Genomic DNA, 17,113 nt, shown 5'->3' on the forward strand with positions numbered 1-17,113 from the left:
GAGGACACCACCGTGACCAACATCCAAGAGGACACCGAACCCACGGTCGGCGCGCTCGCCGAGGAGACCGCCGGTGCCTCCACCCGCAGCATCGCGACCGCCCGGTCCGCTCGTCGGACCGGTGGCCTGCACCGCTTCCTGCCCACCATGACGCCGTGGCTCGTCACCGGCATCGTGCTCATCGTCGGCGTCGCCCTGTTCGGGCTGCTCGGCCCGCTCCTGGTCGGCGACCCGAACGCCATTCGCGACTCCGGCATGCAGCCGCCGAGCGGGGACAACCTGCTCGGCACCACCCAGACCGGCCAGGACGTCCTCGCCCAGCTCGCGTACGCCACCCGCGGCAGCCTGCAGATCGGGTTGATCGTCGGCGTGCTCGCGACGGTGCTCTCCGCGTTCTTCGGCATCCTCGGGGCGTACCTCGGCGGGATCATGGACGAGGCGTTCTCGCTGTTCTCGAACGTCTTCCTCGTGATCCCCGGTCTGCCGCTCGTCATCGTCATCTCGGGCCTGGTGCCGCAGGAGGCACGCGGGCTCTGGACCATCGCGATCGTCCTGGCGATCACGTCGTGGGCCGGGTCCGCGCGGGTCCTCCGGGCGCAGACGATGTCGATCCGGAACCGCGACTACGTCTCCGCCGCCCGGGTCGCGGGCGAACGACCGTGGCGGGTCATCGCGGTCGAGATCCTGCCGAACCTGCTGCCCGTGCTCGCGTCGCAGTTCGTCTTCGCGGTCATCGCCGCGATCCTCGGCGAGGCCGGCCTGTCCTTCCTCGGGCTCGGGGCGTCGAACTCGTCGACGCTCGGCACGATGCTCTTCTACGCCCAGAACGGGTTCGCGCTCGCGCAGGGCGCCTGGTGGTGGTTCGTGCCGCCGGGTCTGCTCATCGCTCTGCTCGGCATGGGCCTGTCGCTCGTCAACTTCTCGATCGACGAGGTCATCAACCCGCGACTCGCGAACGTGCGTGCGCAGCGACGGCGCGAGCGTCGTGCGCGGCGTGCGGCACGGACGGGAGGCACGGCTCGCCTCGACGACACCACCACCGACCGGAAGGGGGTCGCCTCGTGACCCGGGACGCCGTCCTCACCATCGACCACCTCGACGTCGTCTACGAGACGGAGCGACCGGTGCACGCCGTCAAGGACGTGTCGCTCACGCTCGCACCGGGGGAGATCCTCGGGCTGGCGGGGGAGTCCGGCTGCGGCAAGACGACGCTCGCCTACGCCATCACCCGGCTGCACAAGCCGCCGGCGAAGGTGGCGAGCGGCAGCATCACCTTCCACGACCGTGACGGCAGCGATATCGACCTGCTCGGGCTGAGCGACGAACGACTCCGGGCGGTCCGCTGGTCGAAGCTGTCGATGGTGTTCCAGGGCGCGATGAACGCGCTCAACCCGGTCACCACGATCCGGGCGCAGCTCGACGACGCGCTCGTCGAGCACCGCAGGGGGATGCCCAAGAAGGAGCGGCGGGCGATCGCCGAGGACGCCCTGCGCCGCGTCGGCGTCGACCCCGCCCGCATCACCGCCTACCCGCACGAACTGTCCGGCGGGATGCGGCAGCGCGTCATGATCGCGATGGCGATGCTGCTCGAGCCGCAGGTGATGATCATGGACGAGCCGACCACCGCGCTCGACGTCGTCGTGCAGCGCGAGATCCTGCGGGAGATCGTCCGGCTGCGGGACGAGCTCGGCTTCGCGGTCGTGTTCATCACGCACGACCTGCCGCTGCTGCTCGAGATCAGCGACCGGATCGCGATCATGCTCCGCGGCGAGGTCGTCGAGTGCGCCACCGCGGCGCGGATCCAGCACGAGCCGCAGCACCCGTACACGCAGCGTCTGCTGCGCTCGTTCCCGAGCCTGTCCGGCGCCCGCGGCGACTTCATCCGCACGGGTCTCGGCTTCGAGGAGGTCGCATCGTGACCAGCGTCACCGTCAACCACCTGACCAAGGACTTCCACGTCCGCAAGGGCCTGCGCCGGAACACCCTCCGCGCCGTCGACGACGTGTCCTTCGAGCTGCTGCCCGGCCGGACCGTGGCCCTGGTGGGGGAGTCCGGCTCCGGCAAGTCCACGATCGCGCGGATGCTCGCGAAGCTCGAGTCCGTGACGAGCGGCTCGATCGACGTCCGGCTTGAGGACGGCACCCCCGTGGTCGGCAGCATGTACCGCCGGCACGTGCAGATGGTGTTCCAGGACCCGTTCGCCTCGCTCAACCCGTTCCACTCCATCGAGCACCACATCGCCCGACCGCTGCAGCTGCACCACCGGACCCGCGGTGCAGCCGAGACCCGGGAGCGCGTCCGGGAGCTGCTCGACCGGGTGAACCTCGACGAGGACTTCGCCGAGCGGCGCCCCCACGAGCTGTCCGGCGGGCAGCGGCAGCGCGTCGCGATCGCCCGTGCGCTGGCTCCCGGTGCCCAGGTGCTCGTCGCGGACGAACCGGTGTCGATGCTCGACGTGTCGATCCGGCTGAGCGTGCTCAACCTGATGGGGCGGCTGCAGCGGGAGGACCACCTCGCCGTGCTCTACATCACGCACGACCTGGCGACCGCGCGGCACTTCTCCGACGAGATCCTCGTGCTCTACCGCGGTCGCGTGGTCGAGCGCGGGCCGTCCGACGCCGTGATCCTCGACCCGCACCACGACTACACGCGGCTGCTCGCCGACGCCGCACCGGACCCCGAGCGGGTGGACCGTCGAGTGACGGCCGGGCCCGTGGTCGACCGGTCGACGATCGACAACACGACCTGTTACGACCACGGGATCGGGGCGTGGGTGGAGGCCCCGGCGGCCCCGGTCGGAGCCCGGTGACGGTGCCGTCCCTCGACTGGGTCACGAGCGGGTTCGCCGTCCGGTTCCGGATCGGTCCGGACCAGCCGGTGGCACTCGTGTCGTTCGTGCCGTCCGGTGGGGCGCTGTCGGACGGGCCGGCGGACCCGCAGCCGCTCGTCGAGCTGACCACAGTCGGGCACGGGCGGTTCCCCGGTGGCTTCCGACACGTCGACTCCACGGTGGGCGCGCGGCTGCGGTACGTGTCGCACACCGCGACGGACGGGGCGGACGCGAGCGCCGTGGTGGTGACCGGTCCCGAGGTCCGGATCGTGCAGGCGGACGCGGCCACGGGCCTCCAGACCGTCTCCGTGTTCCGGGCGCACGACGGCGTCCCCGCGTTCCGGACGTGGACCGAGGTCCGGGCGGAGCGTGGCGAGCACGTCGTCGACTTCGTCTCATCGTTCGCGAGCGGGGCGTGGCTGACCGACTCGGGCGCGGACGTCGACGACCTGTCCCTGGCGCACGCCGACAACGACTGGTCGGCGGAGAGCCGGTGGCGCACCGACCGGCTGCGGGAGATCGGCCTCGCGCGCATCGACCGCGAGGCGCAGCACCACCCACCCCGCAGCCGCGCGGTCGTGCAGAACCGCGGGTCGTGGTCGACCGGCGAGGCACTGCCCATCGGCGTGCTCACCGGCCCCGGGTACGCGCTCGTGTGGGAGATCGAGCACAACGGGCCGTGGCTGTACGAGCTCGGGGAGACCCGGAGCGCGGCGTACGTGCTGCTCAGCGGACCGACCGACCAGGAGCACCAGTGGACCGCGGTGGTCACGCCGTCGGCGCCGTTCACCTCGGTGCTCGTCTCGGTGGGCATCGCGGACTCGGTCGACGGGGCGTTCGGCGTGCTCACCGCGCAACGACGGGCCTCGCGGCGGACCCGGACCGCGGACGCCGCCATGCCGCTCGTGTTCAACGACTACATGAACACCCTCATGGGCGACCCGACGACCGAGAAGCTGCTGCCGCTGATCGACGCAGCCGCCGACGCCGGCGCGGACCTGTTCTGCATCGACGCCGGCTGGTACGCCGAGGGGCACTGGTGGGACACCGTCGGGGCGTGGGAACCGGCCGCGTCGCGCTTCCCGGGCGGGCTGTCCGTCGTCGTCGACCACATCCGTTCCCGGGGGATGCAGGCCGGGCTCTGGCTGGAACCGGAGGTCATCGGCATCCACTCGCCGCTCGCGTCCACGCTGCCCGACGACGCCTTCGTGCAGCACCACGGCGTACGGGTCGCCGAACACGGACGCCACGTGCTCGACCTGCGGTCCCCGGCCGCCCGCGCACACCTCGACGGGGTGGTCGACCGGCTCGTCGGGACGCTCGGCGTCACGTACTTCAAGATGGACGACAACACCATGACCGGCCCGTGGTCCGGATCGGTGGACGGCGGGCGCGCACTCCTCGCCTGGCTCGACGACGTCCAACAGCGGTACCAGGAGCTGCTCATCGAGAACTGCGCCTCGGGGGCGATGCGGGCCGACCAGGCGATGCTGTCGCGGCTGCACATACAGTCCACGTCCGACCAGCAGGACCCGGTGCTGTCCGCCTCGATCGCGGCGGCGGCCCCGGCGGCGATGCTGCCCGAGCAGGCCGGGAACTGGGCGTACCCGGCGCCCGGGACGTCGCCCGAGCGGTTCACCCTGTCGCTCGTGAACGGGGTGCTCGGCCGGATGTACCTGTCCGGGTACCTCAACGAGATGACCGACGGGCAGCGCGCCGTGGTGCGGTCGGCGATCGCGGCGCACCGTGAGGTGCTCGGCGTGCTCGGGACCGCGGTGCCGGTGTGGCCGCTCGGACTGCCCGGGTGGGAGGACCCGTGGGTGGCGCTCGGGCTGGCCGTCCCGGACGGCGACCTGTACCTGTCGGTGTGGTCGCTGCCCGGCGGGCCCCCGAGCGTCGCACTCCCGCTGGCCGGGTACGCGGGGCGGTCGGTGTCGGTGACCGCGCTCTTCCCGACCGAGGCCGCTCCGTGGACGGTCTCGTGGGATGCGTCCGCCGGGGTGCTGCACGTCGACGACGGCGGTACCACCCCGACGGCGAGGGTGTTCCGCGTCCGGACCGAGGGGGCGGACGCGGAGCGCTGAGGGGACGGCCGTCGGATGGCAGCCGACGGTCGTCGGACGGACGGGAGACGCGGTGCGGGCAGGCACCGCGGCTCCCGTCCGGTGCGTGGTGGCGAGGCCGTGGGTCGCGATCAGCGGGTGACCGTCCTGGTCCGTCCGCCCCGGGTTCAGAGGACCAGAACAGCCATCGAGCGACGCGGACCAGGGGCGTCGCAGGCACCCTCGGGGGTGGGTCTACGGGAGAGCAGGTCGAGACGGCACTGCCACTGAGGTCAGAGCAGCCCGAGCTCCATCGCTCGGGTCACGGCACGTGTCCGGTCGTTCACGCCGAGCTTCTCGAACACGTGCCCGAGGTGCGTCTTCACCGTCGTCTCGCTGAGGAAGAGCGCACGGCCGATGGCTGGGTTCGAGTTGCCCTGCGCGACGAGTCGAAGGACCTCGTGCTCGCGCGGAGAGAGGGCCGGTCCGGTCGGGCCCTTCGTGGTGGCTCGGCGCACGAGGGCCGCGGCGGCGGACGGCGCGAGGGCGGTCTCGCCGCGGGCAGTGGCCCGGAGGCCCGCCAGGATGTCGGACTCCGGGGCCGCCTTGAGCAGGTAGCCTGCGGCGCCCGCCTCGATCGCGGCGAGGATCTGGTCGTCGGACTCGTACGTGGTGAGGATGAGCACGCGGACCCCGGGCTCGCGGGCCAGGATGCGCGCGGTGGCCTGGTCGCCGTCGATGCCGGGCATCCGCAGGTCCATGAGCACGACGTCCGGCCGTTCCGCGAGTGCGAGGCGGACCGCGGTCTCGCCGTCACTGGCCTGGCCGACCACTTGCACGTCGTCGGCGTCCTGCAGCAGGGCGACGATGCCTGCGCGGACGATGGGGTGGTCGTCCGCGACGACGACCCGGATCACGCGGGCACCGGCGGGGGGACGGCGACGGCCTGAGCAGGTGCGAGTGTGCCGGTCGTGACGAGCTGGAGGGGCAGGGCGGCTTCGACCACGGTTCCGGAGCCGTGTGCGGACGTGACAGTGCAGGTGCCCCCGGCCAGGGTGAGTCGATCGCGCAGTCCCGGAAGGCCGCGACCGGCGGTGGCACGGGCCGGCTCGAAGCCCACTCCGTCGTCGACGACCCGCAGCGTGACGCGATCGGCATCCGTGCGGAGGCGCATCTGCACCGACTCCGCTCGGGCGTGTGCGCGGACGTTCGCCAGCGCCTCTTGTCCGACGCGGAGCAGCACGACCTGCACGTCGCGGTCCAGCGCGGAGTCCGACGCGTCGACCTCGACCGGGATGCCGGTCTCGCGGTGGAACCGTTCGCCGAGTCGGTGCAGTGCGGCACAGAGGCCGTCGCTCGCGACCCCTGCTGCTCCGGCAGCGACGAGGGTGCGGGATCCCTCGAGCGCCGTCCGGGCGGACTCCTCGAGCACGGCGAGCCGTTCGTCGAGTCGGTCCGTGCGGTGAGCGGCCAGGTCGCCGCGGGCACGCTCGGTCAGCATGACGATGCCCGCCAGGTCCTGCGCCACGGTGTCGTGGAGCTCCCGTGCGAGGCGTTCGCGTTCGCTCGTGATGCCGGCCGTCCGGTGGGCCTCGGCGAGGGACGCCTGGGTGGCTTGCAGCTGTTCGAGGAGCACGCGGCGTTCGTCGGACAGCTGGGCGATCCGCGTGATCCACAGTCCGAGTGCGCAGGCGCCGGCGACGCTGACGGTCTCGATGAGGAGCGTCGACACCACGGCGGCCGGTCCCGAGGCGATCTGCAGGCCAATGCCCGAGGCGACCCCGATGACGACCGACACCGCGACCGAGGTGCGGACGCGGTCGAGCTGGCACCAGGCGACCGGGAACAGGATGCACTGCACGAACGCGGTGCTCGGGACGACCGCGGGCAGGACGAGGGCAGCCACGACGAGCACCGGCACGAAGCCGGCTGCCGCGCGGGGTCGGGCGTACCCGCGCCAGCCGTACGCGGCGTATGCGAGTGCGAGGACCCCGAGCATCACGAACGCCGGCCAGCGGCTCGACCACGGGGACCATCCGAGGGCGGCGATGACCGTGACGAGCGCGACGGTCACACCGAAGGCGACGTGGAGGCCCCGGTTGGCGTGCGTGCCGCTGCGGTCCATGTGGACAGCATCCCACCGGTTGCCGTCGCGCTCGGGTCTCTCCACAGGAACGTCAGGCATCCCGTCGGTTCCACCGGAACGTCAGCAGGCACACGAGGGCGCCGAGGACGAGCCACGCTGTCAGGACGGCGGTACCGATCCCGAGGTGCCAGGCGCCCCCGGGCTCGGCGGACGCGAAGCCCTCGGGGAGGAACACCGACCGCATGCCCGACGCCATCCAGCGGAGGGGGAAGACCCCGGCGACGGTCTGCAACCAGTCGGGGAGCTGCGTGAAGGGGAGGTACACGCCGGAGATGAACTGCAGGACCAGGACGATCGGGACGATGGTCGCCGTGGCGCGTCGGCCCTCGCGGGGGAGCGCCGAGATCGCGATGCCCAGGACGCAGCTCGTGGCGACGCCGAGCAGCATGATCCCTGCGAAGCGGGCCCACGCGCCGCCGTCGGTGGGCAGCTGCACGCCGAAGACGATCGCGGCGATGCCGAGCAGCAGGGCGACCTGCGCGATGACGGTCACCAGCACCATGCCGACCTTGCCGACGAAGTACGCGAGCACGGGCAGCGGGGTGCCACCGAGGCGCTTCAAGGTGCCGTCGCTTCGCTCGCCGGCGATGTCCACGCCGAGCGACTGGGTGCCGGAGAGCAGGAAGGCGGTCGCGACGAGGCCGGGCAGGTAGTAGGTCGCGTAGTCGACGCTGACACCCGGGCCGGCTTGGATGTCCGGGGCGCTGCCGAACGCGACGGAGAACAGCGCCAGCATGATGATCGGGAACAGGAAGGTGAAGAACACGGAGTCGGGGGCACGGAAGTAGGAACGGACCTCGTACCCGATGCGGACCGCGCCTGTTCGGACCGGGCCGATGCGGGCCGGGCCACTGCGCACCGGTTCGACGCGGACCGGGCCGGGCGTCGCGGCGTTCATGCTGCGTGCTCCGCGATCATGGCGAGGTAGACGTCCTCGAGTGCGGGGCGGACGACCTCCAGGTCGTGCATCGGCCCGGTCGAGCCGCGGACCAGTGCGACCGGGTCGGTGGTGCGTCGCTCGTGCTGCGCGCCGTCGTCGTCCCGCCACCGGACGACGGGGATACGGGCCGCGGCACCACCGATCTCGTCGATCGGGGCGAGGTCGATCAGGCTGCCGTCGGCGATCACCGCCGCGCGGTCGGCCAGGTGTGCGGCCTCGTCGAGGTAGTGGGTGGTGAGCAGGATCGTCGTGCCCTCGTTGGCGACCTGCTCGATGAGCTGCCAGAACTGCCGGCGGGCCTCGGGGTCGAAGCCGGTCGTCGGTTCGTCGAGGAACAGCACCTCGGGGCGGCCGATGATCCCCAGGGCCACGTCGACCCGCCGCCGCTGTCCACCGGACAGCTTGCTGACACGGGTGTTGCGCTGCTCGTGGAGCCCGGTGACCGCGAGGAGTTCCTCGACCGGACGGCTCCGCGGGTACAGGTGCCGGAAGTGCGCGAGCTGCTCGGCGACGGTGACGTTCGGGGACTCGCCGCTCGTCTGCAGGACCATGCCGACGCGGGCGTTGTGGCTGCGGCTCGCGCGGGCCGGGTCGTGGCCGAGGACCCGGACGGAACCGCCCGACCGGGACCGGTACCCCTCGAGGATCTCGACGGTCGTGGACTTGCCCGCGCCGTTCGGGCCGAGCAGGGCGAAGGTCTCGCCGCGGTCGATCGTGAACGAGACGTCGGTGACGGCGCGCTTGCCGTTCGGGTACTGCTTCGAGAGGTGCTCGACCTCGATGGCGGGGCTGCTGGGCATGACCCCAGCCTCCTCGCCGGATGGCCGCACCGGATCGGAGGGCCGGGCGGAACGGCATCCTCCGATCGGAGGATGCCGCTACGGACCGACGGACGGACGGGAGGCGCGTGGCGGGCCCGCCCCGTGCCTCCAGGCCGGTGCCGGGCCCCGTCAGGAACCGAGCGCCGCCCGCAGGAAGGGCGCCGTCCGGCTGTCCGGCGCTGCCGCGACCGCGGCCGGTGTGCCGGCCGCGACCACGCGGCCGCCCTCGTCCCCGCCGGCCGGGCCCATGTCGATGACGTGATCCGCCTGCGCGACGACCGACATGGTGTGCTCGACGACCACGACGGTGTTGCCCGCGTCGGTGAGCCGTGCGAGCTGGGCGGTGAGCAGCTCGACGTCCGCCGGGTGCAGGCCCGTCGTCGGCTCGTCCAGCAGGTAGAGCGTGTGCCCGGAGCGGGCGCGCTGGAGTTCGGTGGCGAGCTTGATGCGCTGCGCCTCGCCGCCGGACAGTTCCGGTGCGGGCTGCCCCAGGCGCAGGTACCCGAGTCCGACGCTGCGGAGGGCGTCGAGCGCACGTGACGCGGCGGGCAGGTCGTCGAGCGCGGCGGCGGCCTCGTCGACGGTCATGCCGAGGACGTCGGCGATCGACGCACCGTTCCGGTGGACCTCGAGCGTCTCGGCGTTGTACCGGGAGCCGTGGCACTCGGGGCACGGCGCCCAGCTGCCCGGCAGGAACAGGAGTTCGACGGAGACAGAGCCCTCGCCCTGGCAGACCTCGCACCGGCCACCCTCGACGTTGAACGAGAAGCGGCCGGCGGACCAGCCGCGCTGCCGGGCGTGGTCCGTGGCGGCGAAGGCCTGGCGGACGGCGTCGAACATCCCCGTGTAGGTGGCGAGGTTCGAGCGGGGCGTGCGACCGATTGGCTTCTGGTCGACCTCGACCACGCGGCTGACGATCGGGTGCGCCGTCGCGACGGCGGGCAGGACGCCGCCGACGAGCGAGGACTTGCCCGAGCCGGACACCCCGGTGACCGCGGTCATGACCCCGAGGGGCAGGTCGACGTCGAGGTGGTCGAGGTTGTGCAGCGACACGTCCCGGATCTCGAGGGTGCCGACGGGCGTGCGCTGCTCGTGCGCCGGGACCGCCCGGCCCGGCTGGAGAAACCGCCGGGTGACGCTCTCGGCCACCTCGGCGAGTCCCTCGGGCGGACCGCTGTACAGGACGTGGCCGCCGCCGGAGCCAGCGCCGGGGCCGACGTCGACGATCCAGTCCGCCTGACGGACGATGTCCATGTCGTGCTCGACCACGAACACGCTGTTCCCGCTCGCGCGGAGGTCCTCGAGCACCCGGACCAGGGGCTCGGCGTCCGCCGGGTGCAGGCCGGCGCTCGGCTCGTCGAGGACGTACACGACCCCGAACAGGCCCGAGCGGAGCTGCGTCGCGATCCGGAGGCGCTGCATCTCGCCGGGGGAGAGCGTCGGTGTCGCCCGGTCGAGTCCGAGGTAGCCGAGCCCGAGTCCGGTGAGGACCTCGACGCGGGAGAGCAGGTCGGCGGCGATCGACTTCGCCACCTCGGAGCGCTCGCCGGACGTGACCCGGCTCTGCGCGGGCGCGGGGTCCGTCAGCGTCGCCGCCGGCCGGAGGACCTCGGCGACCTCGGTGAGCGGCAAGGCGTTGAACCGGGCGATCGACAGGCCGCCGAACGTCACCGCGAGGGCCGCGCGGGTGAGTCCGGAGCCGCCGCAGAGCTGGCACGGGCCGGACTGGACGAAGCGCATCGCCTTGTTCCGCTGGGCCTCGCTCTGCGAGTCCGCCAACGTGTGCAGCGTGTACTGCCGGGCGCTCCAGAACCGCCCCTTGTACGGCTTCGCGACCCGGTCGCGCTTCGGGTGGACCTGCACGACGGGCTGCTCCTCGGTGAACAGCAGCCAGTCGCGGTCCGCCTGCGGCAGGTCCCGCCACGGCCGGTCGATGTCGTAGCCGAGCACCGCCGTCACGTCGCGGAGGTTCTTGCCCTGCCAGGCGCCGGGCCAGGCGGTGATCGCGCCGTCCCGGATGCTCAGCGAGGGGTCGTGCACGGCGGAGGCCTCGGTCACCTCGTGCGCCGTCCCGAGCCCGTGGCAGCGCGGGCACGCCCCGGTCGCGGTGTTCGGCGAGAACGAGTCCGAGTACAGCTGCTCGGCGCCCTCGGGGTAGGTGCCGGCGCGCGAGTAGAGCATGCGGACGGAGTTGCTCAGGGTCGTCAGCGTGCCGACCGTCGAACGGGTGCTCGGGGCGCCACGGCGCTGCTGCAGGGCGACGGCCGGCGGCAGGCCCGTGATCGAGTCGACGTGCGGGGTGCTGCCCTGCGCGATGAGCCGGCGGGCGTACGGGGCGACGGACTCCAGGAAGCGGCGCTGCGCCTCCGCGAAGACCGTCCCGAACGCCAGGCTCGACTTCCCGGACCCGGACACGCCCGTGAAGGCGACGATCCGGTCGCGGGGGATGTCCACGTCCACATCGCGGAGGTTGTGCTCGCGGGCGCCGCGGACGCGGATGAACCCGTCGGACGACGACGGCTGGTCGGCTGGGTGGTGCGGGGCGGGCATTCGTTCGAGCGTAGGCGGAACCGGCGAGCGCCGTTCCGGATCGCAGGTTCGGGCCCCGGTGGGTCGGCTGCGATGGTGACCGGGAGACGGACGGGAGGCACGGGGCGGGCTGACACCGTGCCTCCCGTCCGGCGGTCGGTACGGTGCGGATGCGGGAGGGCGGCGAACGGGGGCCGCGTGGACGAGCGAAGGGTCATCGGCGACGTCGCTTGGTCGCCGCCGCGGCATCGACACGGCGCCCTGTGGATCGCGGCGAGTGGGCTCCTGCCGCCGGCCAGGTGGATCGGTATGGTGATCTTCAAGCTCGCGACAGTCGGCGTGCCGCGGTCGATGGGATGCTCCTACGGCGTCGCAGTGACCGATCGGTCACCTTCGTCGGACCGATCGTGTGGCTCGTGATCGCTGTCGTCGGATTCAGGACGACTGGGTTGGTGGCGGTCGGCGCGGTGCACCGGGCCGGTCACTCGCAGCCGACTCCGTCGCCGTCGCGGTCGAGCTTCCGGGAGTAGCCCGGATCACCGACGTGGACCGGTGCGGCGCCGGCCGCGCGAGCGGCATCGCAGTTCGCGAAGAAGGTGGGGGCGGCGGCTGCGGCCGCTCGGGCTTGCGCGTCGGCAGCGGCCTGGGCTGCGGCGGCCTGTGCGGCGGCCGCGTCCGCGGCAGCCTGTGCCGCGGCTTCCTCGGCGGCCTTCTTCGCTGCTGCCTCTTCCGCGGCCTTCTTGGCGGCCTCCTCGGCAGCGGCCTGCTCTTCGGCGACCTTCCGTGCAGCGGCCTCGTCGGCGGCCTTCTGTGCCGCGGCCTCTCGAGCCGCCTTGGCGACGGCGCTCGCTGTCGAGGTGGCGGAGGGCTGTGCGGCGTCAGCCAGGAGCGCCGGAGCATCGCTTGCGGTACCAGAGCTGCACGCGCTGAGCGTGAGGACGAGGGCGAGCGCGCTCGCGACGCCGATCACGGCGCTGCGGCGGTTCTTCGAGGACGACACCTGGTTCTCCCAACCTGAGGACTCGTCCATGATTCCGTGGTGACCGCCTCGTCGCGATGCCCCCGTTCCGGGGTGCGGCGCTCCCGGACCTAGCCGATCGCCGCGCCCTTCCGACGGTTGCACGGTCCGCACAGGATCTGGAGGTTCTCCGGTACATTGCTCCCACCGCGAGCAACCGGGATCACGTGGTCGAATTGGAGCTCGTGCACTGAGCCGCAGTGCGAACACCGTCCGCCGTCCCGTGCCCAGACGAGGTCCTTCACCTCACGGGGCACCGCGCCGCGACGGTACCGCGGTGGGTCCTGTGGCGTGTTCGCGAGAGCGTGTGCTCGCGCGATGGCACTGGCTTGGCGCCGATCGCGCGACTCGAGCAGGGCGAACACCTGCTCCTCGGTCAGCTGGTCGTTGTCCCAGAACCAGCGGTTGCGGAAGATCCAGTACTGGCGCTCCTTGACCCGGCCGATGTAGGAGGGACGGTGGACCGAAGCGTCGAGCACGGCGCGGAACTCGTCCTTCGAGAGCTTCGAGCCGACGTAGTAGGTCGAGCGGCCGAGCGTCATCTGCACACGACCCCGACGTGTGAAGATGTTGACTCCGTGTCGGATGGTGATGTTCTCGGCCCTGCGCAGCACTGCTTCGTCCTCCTCGTTCCGCCGGCGGAACCGGCACATCCTCATCTTCTCGGCGGTGCGCGGAGAAGCGGTAGGACCCGTTCAGGGGTGTGGCCCCAACCAGGAGCTCCGCTGAGTCCCCGGGCTGAACGGCGGGTAGACCGGAGGACATGCAGGTCGTCGGAGTCGAAACGTTCGGAGGGCCCGAGGCCCTCGCCGTCCACGAGGTCCCGGAGCCGCACGCCGGCCCCGGCACCGTCCGAATCCGGGTGCAGGCGTTCGCCGTGAACCCCACCGACACGGGCGTGCGCGAGGGGCAGCGGGAGACCGACACCGCCCCGCCGTGCGTGCCCGGGATGGACGCCGCCGGCGTGGTCGACGAGGTCGGCCCCGACGTGGACGGCTGGCAGGTGGGCGACCAGGTCATGGCGATGGCGCTCCCGCTGTCCGAGCACGGCGGGGCCTACGTCGAGCACCTCGTCGCCCCGGTCGGGTCCTTCACGCGCATCCCGGCCGGCGCCTCGATCGAGGAGGCCGCCACCGTGCCGATGAACGGTCTGACCGCGCTGCAGATCCTCGCGCGTGCCGCACTGTCGCCGGAGGACACCCTCGCGGTGACCGGCGCCGCGGGGCTGCTCGGCAACTACGTCGTCCAGCTCGCGAAGCAGCGGGGGATCACGGTCATCGCGGACGCCGCACCGAAGGACGAGGAGCTCGTCCGCTCGCTCGGCCCCGACCACGTCGTCCCACGCGGCGACGGGTTCGCCGCAGCCGTCCGCGGGATCGTGCCGGACGGGGCCGATGCGCTCGCCGACGCCGCGGTCCAGCGCGAGGAGGTCGTCGACGCGGTCCGCGACGGCGGGGTCTTCGCGGACGTCCGGGGATGGGAGGGCAACGGCGCTCGCGGCATCCGGTTCGAACGGATCATGGTGTTCGGGGAGTACACGTCGTTCGACCTGCTCGAGGAGCTGCGGCAGGCGGTGGAGGACGGGGTCCTGACCCCGCGGGTCGCCGAGGTGCTGCCCGCTGCGCGGGCGGGGGAGGCGCACGAGCGCCTCGCCGCGGGCGGGACGCGCGGGCGGTTCGTGCTCACCTGGTGAGTGGCGGTCGCCCGAGGCGAGCAGGAGACGGACGGGAGGCGCGGTGCCAGCTGGCACCGTGCCTCCCGTCCGCGTGGAAGACGCCTTGGCGCACGCGCTCTCCAATAGGCTTCCCCGCCATGGGGGAGAACAGATGCTGACGTGGATCACGACTCTGGTCCTGGAGCGGTCGACGGCGCTGCCTCAAACCGTCTCGCTCGGTCTCACCGCCGTAGTCTGGGCGGCCGTCGTCGCGGTCCTGTCGAGCGTGCCAGCAAGTCTGGCCCGGTCAACCCTGTACGACACTGAGCGACGACTCGACCGTCGTTACCGGCGTCTCTTCGACCGTGAACACGGGTTCGTCTCCAGCACTTCCGCCGCTCGTGTCGCGAACCGAGCGCTGTACGAGGCGAGTCTGCTCGAGCGATCGGTGTCCGTGCTCGATCGCTTCGGTGGGCATGTCGTGTTCTGGCCGCACGCGGTCAGACCGTTCCAGGTGTTCCGACTGGGCGCGCTCTGCGCTGGGGTCGTCCTGGCCGTCATCTCCTGGCCAGCTGAGTGGTCCTGGCAACCGGGTGACGTCTGGGACCAGTGGTCCGCGCTGATGCCCCGCTGGGACGATGTGAAGCTGGCGCTGCCCATCGTGCTGGTGTTGCTTGGACTATTCGCGGTGAGCTCGAGGACGCCGTTGTTGGACCGCATCCGAGCCCGTGACGAAGCGGCGAAAGATGCCAACCGCTTGTTGGCCAGATGGGCATTCGGCGCCGCCGAGTTGTGGGAGGTCGCGCTACGTCGAGCGGAGGACGTCCATCGCCTGAGCGGAGTGATCGTCGATGAGCGCTGCGGGACGCTCATCCCGGGAACGTCCTACTCGAGGGGAATCGTCGTCGACCTCCGCGACGGCGGAGACATCGTGACCTGGCATCGCCTGGGTAAGGAACTGCGCGACCCACAGTCGCTCGAGGAGTCGATGGAGCGTCTCAGAGATCTCAACGAAGAGATCCGCCGCGCCGGGCTCCGCTACGTCGCATGGAACCTCGTGCCCTCGGCAACGTCGTTCATCCACCGCTCTGGCTTCGACTGGCTCTACAGCAGTCCGCAGTCACGGAGTCACGCCTACCTCGATGACGATGGTCTGCGGCGTATGTGTCACGGCTGGCTGTCGAACTGGCACCGTGACGACTACGAGCGCAATCGAGGTGTCGACGGACCCGGCGCGGAACTCGCACGCGACCAGCTCTCGGAGTGCGCACGAACACTTGAGCTACAGCTCGAAGTCGCAGCCGTGATGCTCCTGTTCCGAGCGGGCAGTCTTCGTGTCGCGCACGATCGGATCAGCCGCAGGATGCTCGGTAACCCCTGGACGAAGCTGTTGAGCGTCGCGAAGAGTTGAAGCGCTCGCCGCTGCGCGCAGAGGCGTTTGCCGGGAGGTCAGCCGTGTTCGCGCCCGGGGAGTGGGGCGCCGTCGAGGAACGCCTCGTAGTCGGCGCGGGCGTCGTCGTCGACGGTGGGGGAGCCGTGGCCGTACCGGGCGTCGGTGCGGTCGCGCTTCGGGCCGGAGAGCCAGAAGCATTCGTCGGTCTCTACGTCGCGGAAGTTGGCGTCCCACGACTGCTTGCGGGCGAGGGTGCGGCCGTGGAAGTACGCCGTCTTCCAGGTCTTGGTGAAGTGCACGCGGCTGATCCAGGCGGGGCCGGCGTCGAGGGGGTGGCCGGTCTTCAGCTGGACGTACATGATGCGCTCGGGCATGAGGGCGAGCGTAGCGGCGTACCCGAGCCGGGCACTCGCGTTCCGGCGGCGCAGAAGCGAGGATGGTGTCGAGGAGTCGCACATCACCGACGCGGCTCGGAGGAACTCCGGGGGAACATGCACAACGGGTACGCCGTCGTCGACTTCGAGACGACGGGTCTGTCGCCGGCCTACGGGCACCGCGTCATCGAGATCGGGATCGTCCACGTCGCACCGGACGGACAGGTCGAGGAGTCCTTCGAGACCGTCGTGAACCCGGACCGCGACTTGGGACCGACGCACATCCACCAGCTGCGGGGCGCCGACATGGCGGGAGCGCCGACCTTCCAGGACATCGCAGGCACGCTCGTCGATCGCCTCCGAGGGCGCGTCCTCGTCGCGCACAACGCGCCGTTCGAAGCGCGCTTCCTGCACGCGGAGTTCGACCGGATCGGTGTGCGGTCGCCGTTCTCCGACGCGTCCCGGGCGCTCTGCACGATGCGGCTCGCGCTCGAGTTCCTGCCCGGCTCCGGGCGGAAGCTCGCCGACTGCTGCAGCGCCTACGACATCGAGCTGACCGATGCGCACGAGGCGCTCGCCGACGCCCGGGCGACCTCCCAGCTGCTCGCCGCCTACATGGCGACGTCAGCGGACCGGAGCCGCTGGGACACCTGGGGCGCGACGGCCGCAGGGCTCACGTGGCCGCGGGTCCCGTCGACCGGAGCCGGGTGGCTTCCGCGACGGCGCGGTGGGGCTGCAGTCACTCGGTCGAGGGTCGACCGGGCCACGGATCGGATGCCGGCGGTCGACGGCAGCGGCGCTGCCTTCCAGTACGCAGCGCTGCTCGACGCGGCACTCGCGGACGGGCTCCTCAGCACCTCTGAGACGGCGGCGCTCGAGGCACTCGCGCAAGACTCGGGCCTGACCACCGACCAGCAGCGCCGACTGCACCACCGCTACTTCGACGACCTGGTCGAGGCGGTCTGGGCCGATGGCATCCTGACCATCCAGGAGCACATCCAGCTGGAGCGTGTGGCTGCGCTCCTCGGGATCCCGAACGACCGCCTCGAGGACGCGGTGCACAGCCGCAAGCCGGGCGAGCGGCGTGCGGCGACGGCGGCGGTCGAGCCCGAGGACGAGAGCGTCTCGCTCGATGAGAGCAGCATCGTGACGCTGACGGGTGAGATGCGTCGCGGTCGTGCCGCCATTGAGGCCGACCTGGCTCGGCACGGCATCCGGACGGCACCGGCGGTGACGAAGAAGACGACCGTGCTCATCGCGGCGGACGTCGACAGCCTGTCGGGGAAGGCGAAGAAGGCGCGGCAGTACGGGATCCCGATCCTCGGGGAGGACGTGCTCGAGGAAGCGTTGGCGGCGGCGCGCTGAG

At 71.8% G+C, this 17,113-nt stretch carries 15 protein-coding genes; 7 read left to right on the forward strand and 8 right to left on the reverse strand.

Annotated elements, in window-relative coordinates:
- The first annotated feature begins 12 nt into the window (after positions 1–12).
- From FB462_RS17490 to FB462_RS06995, 4 genes are read left to right on the forward strand one after another with little or no spacing between them, the layout of a single operon-like run.
- Positions 13–1,065, forward strand: coding sequence for an ABC transporter permease (locus FB462_RS17490; protein WP_229666982.1), 1,053 nt, complete (start codon positions 13–15; stop codon positions 1,063–1,065).
- Positions 1,062–1,919, forward strand: a complete 858-nt coding sequence (locus tag FB462_RS17495) for an ABC transporter ATP-binding protein (RefSeq protein ID WP_141860948.1) — start codon at positions 1,062–1,064, stop codon at positions 1,917–1,919. The genes FB462_RS17490 and FB462_RS17495 overlap by 4 nt, the downstream gene beginning before the upstream one ends.
- Positions 1,916–2,809 (forward strand): ABC transporter ATP-binding protein, encoded by an 894-nt coding sequence (locus FB462_RS06990; RefSeq protein WP_141860950.1) that lies wholly within the window; start codon positions 1,916–1,918, stop codon positions 2,807–2,809. Before FB462_RS17495 ends, FB462_RS06990 begins: the two co-directional genes overlap by 4 nt.
- Positions 2,806–4,914, forward strand: a complete 2,109-nt coding sequence (locus tag FB462_RS06995; protein WP_141860952.1) for a glycoside hydrolase family 36 protein — start codon at positions 2,806–2,808, stop codon at positions 4,912–4,914. The genes FB462_RS06990 and FB462_RS06995 overlap by 4 nt, the downstream gene beginning before the upstream one ends.
- 251 nt (positions 4,915–5,165) lie before the next feature.
- Here FB462_RS06995 and FB462_RS07000 read toward each other — a convergent pair whose 3' ends face one another.
- The 7 genes from FB462_RS07000 to FB462_RS07030 all read right to left on the reverse strand — a co-directional run bounded on the left by FB462_RS07000 (position 5,166) and on the right by FB462_RS07030 (position 12,940).
- On the reverse strand, positions 5,166–5,789 hold the full coding sequence (locus tag FB462_RS07000) for a response regulator transcription factor (protein ID WP_058742527.1): 624 nt from the start codon (positions 5,787–5,789) through the stop codon (positions 5,166–5,168).
- Complete coding sequence (locus FB462_RS07005) at positions 5,786–6,997, reverse strand: sensor histidine kinase (RefSeq protein WP_167510037.1); 1,212 nt, start codon at positions 6,995–6,997, stop codon at positions 5,786–5,788. The genes FB462_RS07000 and FB462_RS07005 overlap by 4 nt, the downstream gene beginning before the upstream one ends.
- 52 nt (positions 6,998–7,049) lie before the next feature.
- Positions 7,050–7,916: an ABC transporter permease gene (locus FB462_RS07010; protein ID WP_141860956.1), complete on the reverse strand. Its 867-nt coding sequence runs from the start codon at positions 7,914–7,916 to the stop codon at positions 7,050–7,052.
- Positions 7,913–8,758, reverse strand: coding sequence for an ABC transporter ATP-binding protein (locus FB462_RS07015; RefSeq protein ID WP_141860958.1), 846 nt, complete (start codon positions 8,756–8,758; stop codon positions 7,913–7,915). Before FB462_RS07015 ends, FB462_RS07010 begins: the two co-directional genes overlap by 4 nt.
- Positions 8,759–8,908: 150 nt before the next feature.
- Complete coding sequence (locus FB462_RS07020) at positions 8,909–11,329, reverse strand: ATP-binding cassette domain-containing protein (protein ID WP_141860960.1); 2,421 nt, start codon at positions 11,327–11,329, stop codon at positions 8,909–8,911.
- 460 nt (positions 11,330–11,789) lie between these two features.
- A complete protein-coding gene (locus FB462_RS07025) occupies positions 11,790–12,338 on the reverse strand; it encodes an excalibur calcium-binding domain-containing protein (protein WP_141860962.1) in 549 nt (182 codons plus the stop codon).
- 59 nt (positions 12,339–12,397) lie between these two features.
- Entirely contained in the window at positions 12,398–12,940 is a 543-nt protein-coding gene (locus tag FB462_RS07030) for an HNH endonuclease (RefSeq protein WP_208738898.1), read from the reverse strand.
- Positions 12,941–13,089: 149 nt separating this feature from the next.
- On the opposite strand from FB462_RS07030, the gene FB462_RS07035 reads away from it, so the two are divergent.
- Both FB462_RS07035 and FB462_RS07040 read left to right on the forward strand, forming a co-directional pair.
- Positions 13,090–14,019: an NADP-dependent oxidoreductase gene (locus FB462_RS07035; protein WP_141860966.1), complete on the forward strand. Its 930-nt coding sequence runs from the start codon at positions 13,090–13,092 to the stop codon at positions 14,017–14,019.
- A gap of 133 nt (positions 14,020–14,152) precedes the next feature.
- Positions 14,153–15,391: a hypothetical protein gene (locus tag FB462_RS07040; RefSeq protein ID WP_141860968.1), complete on the forward strand. Its 1,239-nt coding sequence runs from the start codon at positions 14,153–14,155 to the stop codon at positions 15,389–15,391.
- A 38-nt stretch (positions 15,392–15,429) separates the two neighbouring features.
- On the opposite strand, the gene FB462_RS07045 is transcribed toward FB462_RS07040, so the two are convergent.
- Positions 15,430–15,747 carry a hypothetical protein gene (locus tag FB462_RS07045; protein WP_141860971.1) on the reverse strand — a complete coding sequence of 106 codons (318 nt, stop codon included), beginning with the start codon at positions 15,745–15,747 and terminating at the stop codon, positions 15,430–15,432.
- A 117-nt stretch (positions 15,748–15,864) separates the two neighbouring features.
- On the opposite strand from FB462_RS07045, the gene FB462_RS07050 reads away from it, so the two are divergent.
- Positions 15,865–17,112, forward strand: coding sequence for an exonuclease domain-containing protein (locus FB462_RS07050; protein WP_141860973.1), 1,248 nt, complete (start codon positions 15,865–15,867; stop codon positions 17,110–17,112).
- Position 17,113: the final 1 nt, after the last annotated feature.

The organism is Curtobacterium citreum (assembly GCF_006715175.1).
GTDB classification, from domain to species: domain Bacteria; phylum Actinomycetota; class Actinomycetes; order Actinomycetales; family Microbacteriaceae; genus Curtobacterium; species Curtobacterium citreum.

Bases quoted from the DNA above. Each gene is read 5' to 3' on its own strand.
- FB462_RS07005 (WP_167510037.1), bottom strand. From the start codon at position 6,997: ATGGACCGCAGCGGCACGCACGCCAACCGGGGCCTCCACGTCGCCTTC.
- FB462_RS07010 (WP_141860956.1), bottom strand. From the start codon at position 7,916: ATGAACGCCGCGACGCCCGGCCCGGTCCGCGTCGAACCGGTGCGCAGT.
- FB462_RS07015 (WP_141860958.1), bottom strand. From the start codon at position 8,758: ATGCCCAGCAGCCCCGCCATCGAGGTCGAGCACCTCTCGAAGCAGTAC.
- FB462_RS07020 (WP_141860960.1), bottom strand. From the start codon at position 11,329: ATGCCCGCCCCGCACCACCCAGCCGACCAGCCGTCGTCGTCCGACGGG.
- FB462_RS07025 (WP_141860962.1), bottom strand. From the start codon at position 12,338: ATGGACGAGTCCTCAGGTTGGGAGAACCAGGTGTCGTCCTCGAAGAAC.
- FB462_RS07035 (WP_141860966.1), top strand. From the start codon at position 13,090: ATGCAGGTCGTCGGAGTCGAAACGTTCGGAGGGCCCGAGGCCCTCGCC.
- FB462_RS07040 (WP_141860968.1), top strand. From the start codon at position 14,153: ATGCTGACGTGGATCACGACTCTGGTCCTGGAGCGGTCGACGGCGCTG.
- FB462_RS07045 (WP_141860971.1), bottom strand. From the start codon at position 15,747: ATGCCCGAGCGCATCATGTACGTCCAGCTGAAGACCGGCCACCCCCTC.
- FB462_RS07050 (WP_141860973.1), top strand. From the start codon at position 15,865: ATGCACAACGGGTACGCCGTCGTCGACTTCGAGACGACGGGTCTGTCG.